Origin of the sequence: Flavobacterium sp., assembly GCF_003525665.1 — a bacterium.
In the GTDB taxonomy this organism is placed as follows: Bacteria; Bacteroidota; Bacteroidia; order Flavobacteriales; family Flavobacteriaceae; genus Flavobacterium.
Genome location: NZ_DQDX01000001.1, coordinates 2269 through 9026, shown reverse-complemented (window position 1 = coordinate 9026; position 6758 = coordinate 2269). Strand labels below are relative to the sequence as shown.

The 6758-nt window shown below is 32.6% G+C and carries 9 protein-coding genes; 6 read left to right on the top strand and 3 right to left on the bottom strand.

What is annotated here, in order from left to right:
• Both DIU01_RS00065 and DIU01_RS00060 read right to left on the bottom strand, forming a co-directional pair.
• Positions 1-595 (bottom strand): DUF4290 domain-containing protein (locus DIU01_RS00065; protein ID WP_290831227.1); only part of this gene is annotated, 595 nt, incomplete at its 3' end.
• Position 596: 1 nt separating this feature from the next.
• A complete protein-coding gene (locus DIU01_RS00060; protein WP_035123973.1) occupies positions 597-881 on the bottom strand; it encodes a DUF493 family protein in 285 nt (94 codons plus the stop codon).
• Positions 882-1166: 285 nt separating this feature from the next.
• Here DIU01_RS00060 and DIU01_RS00055 point away from each other — a divergent pair, with 285 nt between their 5' ends.
• The 6 genes from DIU01_RS00055 to DIU01_RS00030 all read left to right on the top strand — a co-directional run bounded on the left by DIU01_RS00055 (position 1167) and on the right by DIU01_RS00030 (position 6295).
• Positions 1167-1703: an ATP-binding protein gene (locus DIU01_RS00055; RefSeq protein WP_290831226.1), complete on the top strand. Its 537-nt coding sequence runs from the start codon at positions 1167-1169 to the stop codon at positions 1701-1703.
• Positions 1704-1710: 7 nt separating this feature from the next.
• Positions 1711-2205 carry a MepB family protein gene (locus DIU01_RS00050; protein WP_290831225.1) on the top strand — a complete coding sequence of 165 codons (495 nt, stop codon included), beginning with the start codon at positions 1711-1713 and terminating at the stop codon, positions 2203-2205.
• Between the two features lie 77 nt (positions 2206-2282).
• On the top strand, positions 2283-4175 hold the full coding sequence (locus DIU01_RS00045) for an ATP-dependent DNA helicase RecQ (protein ID WP_290831224.1): 1893 nt from the start codon (positions 2283-2285) through the stop codon (positions 4173-4175).
• A gap of 47 nt (positions 4176-4222) precedes the next feature.
• Positions 4223-5170, top strand: coding sequence for a methionyl-tRNA formyltransferase (gene fmt / locus DIU01_RS00040; protein ID WP_290831223.1), 948 nt, complete (start codon positions 4223-4225; stop codon positions 5168-5170).
• A 179-nt stretch (positions 5171-5349) separates the two neighbouring features.
• Positions 5350-5622, top strand: coding sequence for an HU family DNA-binding protein (locus DIU01_RS00035; protein ID WP_290831222.1), 273 nt, complete (start codon positions 5350-5352; stop codon positions 5620-5622).
• A 112-nt stretch (positions 5623-5734) separates the two neighbouring features.
• Positions 5735-6295, top strand: a complete 561-nt coding sequence (locus DIU01_RS00030) for a YqgE/AlgH family protein (RefSeq protein WP_290831221.1) — start codon at positions 5735-5737, stop codon at positions 6293-6295.
• Here DIU01_RS00030 and DIU01_RS00025 read toward each other — a convergent pair.
• The coding region (locus DIU01_RS00025) for an aminotransferase class IV (RefSeq protein WP_290831220.1) at positions 6287-6758 on the bottom strand (472 nt) is incomplete at its 5' end. The two genes, DIU01_RS00030 and DIU01_RS00025, sit on opposite strands and share 9 nt — an antisense overlap.

The following is a 6758-nucleotide window of genomic DNA, read 5'->3' as shown; positions in this document are numbered from 1 at the left end:
GCTCATTTGTAGTTAAAAGCTCTTCTTGACTTTGTGTCAAATTGAATTTCCCATCCGAAAGTTCGTATAAATGTTCAAAGATAACTGCATCAGTAACAGTATCTTTATTCCAACTCAAATACGATTTTTTCATGTGGTTGGCAATTACTTTTATCAACGCACTTTTCATCTCGCCTTCTTCCCACTTATCGGCAACTTCTATCATGTATTTGATATTATTACCATAAAAACGATACTTCGGGTTCTTTTGCGGATAAGCCAAACGCTCTGGCTTTAAATTAATTACCTCACGCGTCGGAATTGGATAAGGAGAATCTACAACCAATTTGAAATCAGACATAATGAAAAGCTGATCCCACAATTTGTGCTGAAAATCCAAAACATCACGCAAGTGCGGATTCAAACTTCCCATCACCTGAATGATGTATCTCGCAGCTTTATTTCGTTCTTCATCGTTTTCAATAATTGTAGCCTGATCTATCAATTTTTGCAAATGACGACCATACTCCGGAATAATTAAATGCGGACGTTCGGCATTGTATTCCAAGTTAAATACAACATCGTTAGCATTCTCTTTTATGTATTTTGGTACCATATTAAAACGAAATTATTCCTTCTATTGTAGAAACTTCAATGTATTTGGCAACTACATCTTCTGGCGAATTCATGTTTACATTGATAGAAACACTCGTATATTTTCCAGTTTTAGATTTTGTAGTTTTTATAACCGCGCCCATATTATCAAAAGCATTTTCAACTTCTTCAATTTTTTTAGCTTCGGTAGGAACAATAAATTTATATAGGTATTCTGTCGGCCAAGCGGATGTATTGCTCAATTCCTCTTTTAGCCGAATGTAAAATTCTTCGGTCTTTTTATCCATTCTTCAAGTTAAAATAAACGCAAATATACATTTTTGAAATTACAATTTGTTTAGTTTTTAGTTTTTTTTAGGAGCGAATCGCTTGGGCATTTTTGAAATCCATTTTCCTGCTATTCGTTCCAATTTTTCCTAACTCCGACAGAGTTTTGAACTCTGCCGAAGTTAGAAAAGATTTCCACTACTATCAGGGCTAGTTAATAATTGTATTGAGTAGAAAATAAAATTCCAAAACACGTTCAATTATCAAATTAGTTTCAATAAATTTGCGCCTTTATTTAAAAAATTTTGGAAAAAGAAATTGTAGTTATCATCGGCGGACCAGGAACTGGAAAAACAACAATCATTGATGGATTAATTTCCAAAGGATATTGCTGTTATCCAGAGATTTCGCGCGAAGTAACTATGGAAGCCAAAAAGCAAGGCATCGAACAATTGTTTCTAGAAAAACCACTACTTTTTAGTGAATTATTATTAGAAGGAAGAAAAAAACAATACGCCAACGCACTTCAAGAACCAACCAATATTGTCTTTATAGATCGCGGTATTCCAGACGTCTTAGCCTACATGCATTACATTGGCGATAGTTACCCAGCATTTTTTGATCAAGCTTGTCGCGAACACATTTATACCAAAATTTTCATTCTTCCACCTTGGGAAGAAATTTATGAAAGTGATGACGCGCGTTATGAAAACTTTGAACAAGCCAAATTAATTTATACGCATCTTGTAGAAACGTACGAGAAATATGGTTACAACTTAATCGAAGTCCCAAAAGGAACGGTTGAACATCGCATTAATTACATTTTAGAAACCTTAAAATAAGTTTCTAATGACACTCCAAAAACTAGAAGAAACTTCAAAACTGGTTTTTGAAAAACTAGATTTACACATATCAAATCTTCACATCGAAAAAGAAAGCCAAGACTATTGCGCAGCACAATTTGAACTCAACAACTTGAAAATAATTTTTCGTGAAGCCAAAATCACTCCAACAAAAATTGGTCAATTCGTAACGCTATGGAAGCGAATTGAAAAAAATCCAATTCAACCTTTCTCCACATCAGACGATTTTGATTTGGTCATTATCAACACAAATACATTAACAAATTCTGGGCAATTCATTTTTTCAAAATCAATTTTAGAGCAAAAAGGTTACCTTCAAAGTCAGTCTAAAAAAGGAAAACTAGGTTTTAGAGTCTATCCTTCTTGGGACAAAACGTTGAACAATCAAGCGCAACAAACCCAAAAATGGCAACTCAATTACTTTTTAGAAATCCCAATTGATTTGTCAAAAGCAAAGTCACTTTACTCAAAAAGTCTATAAATTAAATTATATTTCTTGTTTTTAGTACTTTTACGGAATATTCCTAACTCATAATTCTTAATTCGTAATTGAATACAATGTCTAAACCATTAGAAATCCTTCAAAAATATTGGAAACACGATGCGTTTAGAACTCCGCAAGAAGAAATAATTGCATCGGTTTTAGCCGGCAAAGACACTTTTGGATTAATGCCAACTGGCGGAGGAAAATCAATAACATTTCAAGTTCCAGCGATGATGATGGAAGGCATTTGCTTGGTGATTTCACCACTCGTTGCCTTGATGAAAGACCAAGTTAAAAATTTACAAGACAAAGGCATCAAAGCCATTGCATTGACTGGCGGAATTTCATCTGACGAAATGATTGACTTGCTAGACAATTGCCAATTTGGAAACTATAAATTCTTGTACTTATCACCAGAAAGATTGCAAAGTGATTGGATTTTAGAACGAATAAAAAATCTTCCTATAAACTTAATTGCCATTGACGAAGCACATTGTATTTCGCAATGGGGACACGATTTTAGACCAGCATACCTAAAGATATCCAAACTTAAAGAATACTTTCCTACAATTCCTTTTTTAGCATTGACAGCTTCGGCTACCAAAAGAGTTCAAGACGATATTATCGCGCAATTGCAATTTGAAAATCCTGCCATTTTCACCAAATCATTCGAAAGAGAAAATTTGGCTTACATGGTTTTTAACGTAGAAGATAAATTGCGGTTGATGGAACAAATTTTGAAAAAAAATCCGCAACCATCAATTATCTATGTAACTAATAGAAAAGCATGTTCAGAAACGGTGAAACAATTAGAATCACTCGGATTTTCGGCAACCTATTACCATGGCGGTTTATCGTCTAAAGACAAAAACAATCACATGAAACTTTGGATGGACGAGAAAGTCCAAACGATGGTTGCCACAAATGCTTTCGGAATGGGAATTGACAAAGCCAATGTAAAAACGGTGATTCATTTGCATATTCCGCCCAATTTAGAAAATTATTATCAAGAAGCTGGTCGTGCTGGAAGAAATGGCGAAAAAGCATTTGCAATTTTACTCACAAATCCGTCTGATGTAATTCATGTTGAAAGTCAGTTTTTGAGTATTTTATCGGATAAAGAATTTTTGAATTTAATATATAAAAAACTGTGCAATTACTTTCAAATTGCTTACGGCGAAGGAATTGACGAAAAATTTAGTTTCAACATCAATCAGTTTTGCACCAAATATGGCTTTTCAGTTTTAAAAGTTTACAACGCATTGCAATTTCTTGATAGACAAGGAATCATTAGTTTGTCGCAAGAATTCACAGAGAAAATTTCGTTACAATTCATCATTCCGTCTAAAGAAGTAATTCGGTATATGAGTTTGAATCCGCAAGATGAAGAAGTTGTTTTAACCATTTTACGAACCAATCCAGGTGTTTACGAATCGCAATCGGTTATCAACATTTCATTAATCGCAAAGAAATCCAACTCAGAAGAAAATAAAGTTTTGGCGATTCTACATAAATTACATGAGAAACAAATCATAGAATTACACGCTAAAAACAACGATGCAACTATTACTTTTAATGAAGTTCGAGAAGATGAACGAACGATAAATAGAGTTGCAAAATACCTTGAAGCGCAAAACAAACTCAAAACCGAGCAATTAAAATCGGTAATTCATTATATAAAGGAAGAAAACATCTGCAAGAATAAATTGCTTTTGGATTATTTTGATGAGACAATTACTAAAGATTGCGGTGTTTGTTCGTATTGTATTTCGAAAAGAAAAACAAAAGTTGAAACATCAATCGTTCAAGAAAAAATTATTGGATTATTAAAAATTCAAGAAATGGATTCGAGAGAAATTCAAAAGTTGACAAAATATCCCAAAGACGACGTTATCTTTGCACTTCAAAATTTATTAGAAAACGATTCGATAATCGTACTAAAAAACAATACCTATTCAATAAAATAATTGCATTACATTCTGAAATAAATTCAGAACAAGAAAATTCAGCACCAATGGAAAAATTAAGAATCGTTTTTATGGGAACACCAGAATTTGCTGTAGGCATTTTGGATACCATTATAAAAAATAACTACGAAGTTGTAGGTGTCATAACTGCTGCCGATAAACCAGCAGGTCGTGGACAAAAAATAAAATATTCGGCTGTAAAAGAATATGCTTTAGAACATAATTTAAATTTATTGCAACCAACGAATTTAAAGGACGAAAGTTTTTTATCAGAATTAAAGAGTTTGAATGCCAATTTACAAGTTGTTGTTGCTTTTAGAATGTTACCTGAAGTAGTTTGGAAAATGCCAAAACTAGGTACATTCAATCTACATGCTTCACTCCTACCCAATTATCGTGGTGCCGCGCCAATAAACTGGGCAATTATCAATGGCGAAACTAAAACTGGCGTTACAACATTCTTTATTGATGATAAAATTGATACTGGAGCGATGATATTGAGTAAAGAAACTCCAATCTCTGCAACAGAGAATGCCGGAGAATTACACGATAGATTAATGAATTTAGGATGTGAAACTGTTGTTGAAACCTTATCATTAATTGAAAAAGGTGAAGTCACTACTACAATTCAAACCGATTCAGCTGAAATTAAAACTGCTTATAAATTAAACAAGGAGAATTGCAAGATTGATTTTAGCAAATCGGCAACCGAAATTTATAACCTAATAAGAGGATTATCGCCTTATCCAAGTGCTTGGTGCTTCATTAAAGACGAAGAAAATGAATGGAATGTAAAGATTTATGAAACAAATTTAGTTTTAGAATCGCACGATTTTGAAATTGGAAGCATTATTACAACTAAAAAAGAAATGAAAATTGCTTTAGAAAATTCATTTTTAGAAATAAAGAGCATTCAGTTTCCAGGAAAAAAGAAAATGACAGCATCAGAATTGTTAAACGGAATGACTTTTTCTCAAGACGCAAAAGCGTTGTAAACCTTTGTATTCATTGATTTAACCAAGGATTACAGATAAAAAGCATCGTTTTATTAACAAAAGTTATGAGTTATCAACAAATTGATTAAAAAACACTTCAATCGCTTGTGCAGTCTGTATTTTCTATTAAATTTGTTTAATTAACAACAATGTTTAACCAACAATTAATAACTATTATTATGAACAAATCAGAATTAATCGATGCTATTGCTGCTGACGCAGGAATTACAAAAGCAGCTGCAAAATTAGCTTTAGAATCATTTTTAGGAAACGTAGGTTCTACTTTGAAAAAAGGTGGAAGAGTTTCTTTAGTAGGTTTCGGATCTTGGTCAGTATCTAACAGAGCTGCAAGAGACGGAAGAAATCCACAAACTGGAAAAACTATCCAAATCGCTGCTAAAAATGTAGTAAAATTTAAAGCTGGAGCAGACTTAGAAGGTTCTGTAAACTAAATCTAGTTTCACTTTTGATATAGAAAACCATCTGTTAAGGCCGATGGTTTTTTTTTGCAATAAAGTTTTTTTATCTAACTTTTATTTGTACATTTATTAAAAATGTCAGAAAATGATATCAGAAAAACTACAAAAAGGACAACTACTGATAGCTGAACCTTCTATTATAGGAGACTTATCATTCAATAGATCAGTTATATTATTGGCAGATCATACTGGCGAAGGATCAGTAGGATTCATTTTAAACAAACCGTTAGATTACACTATAAGTGACTTGCTTCCAGAGATTGAAGCCTCATTTAAAATCTACAATGGCGGACCAGTGGAACAAGATAATTTATATTTTATTCACACCATTCCAGAACTCATTACCGATAGTATAGAAATCTCTAATGGTATTTTTTGGGGTGGCGATTTTGAGCTCACAAAGAGTTTAATAAATGAAGGAAAAATCAGCAAAGAAAATATTCGTTTCTTTCTTGGCTACACGGGTTGGGATGCCAATCAACTAGAAACTGAACTTCAAGCCAATTCATGGATTATAACTTCCAACAAGCATCAATCGGCTATTTTAAGTAAATCATCCAATCAATTTTGGAAAGAAAAAATTATGGAATTAGGTGGCGAATACATCATTTGGTCTAATGCGCCAGAAAATCCAATTTTAAATTAGTGCGTTTAAATTAGTTAAAATTTCTTTTGCCAAATCGGTTTTATACTCTTTCTTCCTGTATTTTGTAATGGGTTGAATACCCGAAATTACGTTTGTAATAAACAATTCATCTGCTTTTTGTAAATCAAATGGCGAAATTACCTCTTCAATTACCTCAACAGACTCTATTTTTTTTGCTATTTGAAGAATTTGCTTTCTCATAATTCCGTTTAAACAACCTTCGCTAATTGGCGGCGTTATTAATTTGGTTCCAAAAAGCATAAATAGATTTCCATTCAAGGCTTCGACTACATTTTTATCGTTATTTAATAGAATGCAATTTTGCAAATCATTTTCCTCTGCAAAGATACTACCCATAATATTTATCATTTTATTGGTAGTTTTGATAGTTGAAAGTAACTGTTTAGAGATATAAAAATCTTTGTACAAATCAACTTCATAATGTGCATCCGAAAAAGAATAC

What these genes read in the sequence shown, in the direction of transcription:
- DIU01_RS00035 (WP_290831222.1), top strand. Translation starts at nt 5,350, where the DNA reads ATGAACAAATCAGAATTAATCGATGCTATTGCTGCTGACGCAGGAATT.
- fmt (WP_290831223.1), top strand. Translation starts at nt 4,223, where the DNA reads ATGGAAAAATTAAGAATCGTTTTTATGGGAACACCAGAATTTGCTGTA.
- DIU01_RS00050 (WP_290831225.1), top strand. Translation starts at nt 1,711, where the DNA reads ATGACACTCCAAAAACTAGAAGAAACTTCAAAACTGGTTTTTGAAAAA.
- DIU01_RS00030 (WP_290831221.1), top strand. Translation starts at nt 5,735, where the DNA reads ATGATATCAGAAAAACTACAAAAAGGACAACTACTGATAGCTGAACCT.
- DIU01_RS00045 (WP_290831224.1), top strand. Translation starts at nt 2,283, where the DNA reads ATGTCTAAACCATTAGAAATCCTTCAAAAATATTGGAAACACGATGCG.
- DIU01_RS00060 (WP_035123973.1), bottom strand. Translation starts at nt 881, where the DNA reads ATGGATAAAAAGACCGAAGAATTTTACATTCGGCTAAAAGAGGAATTG.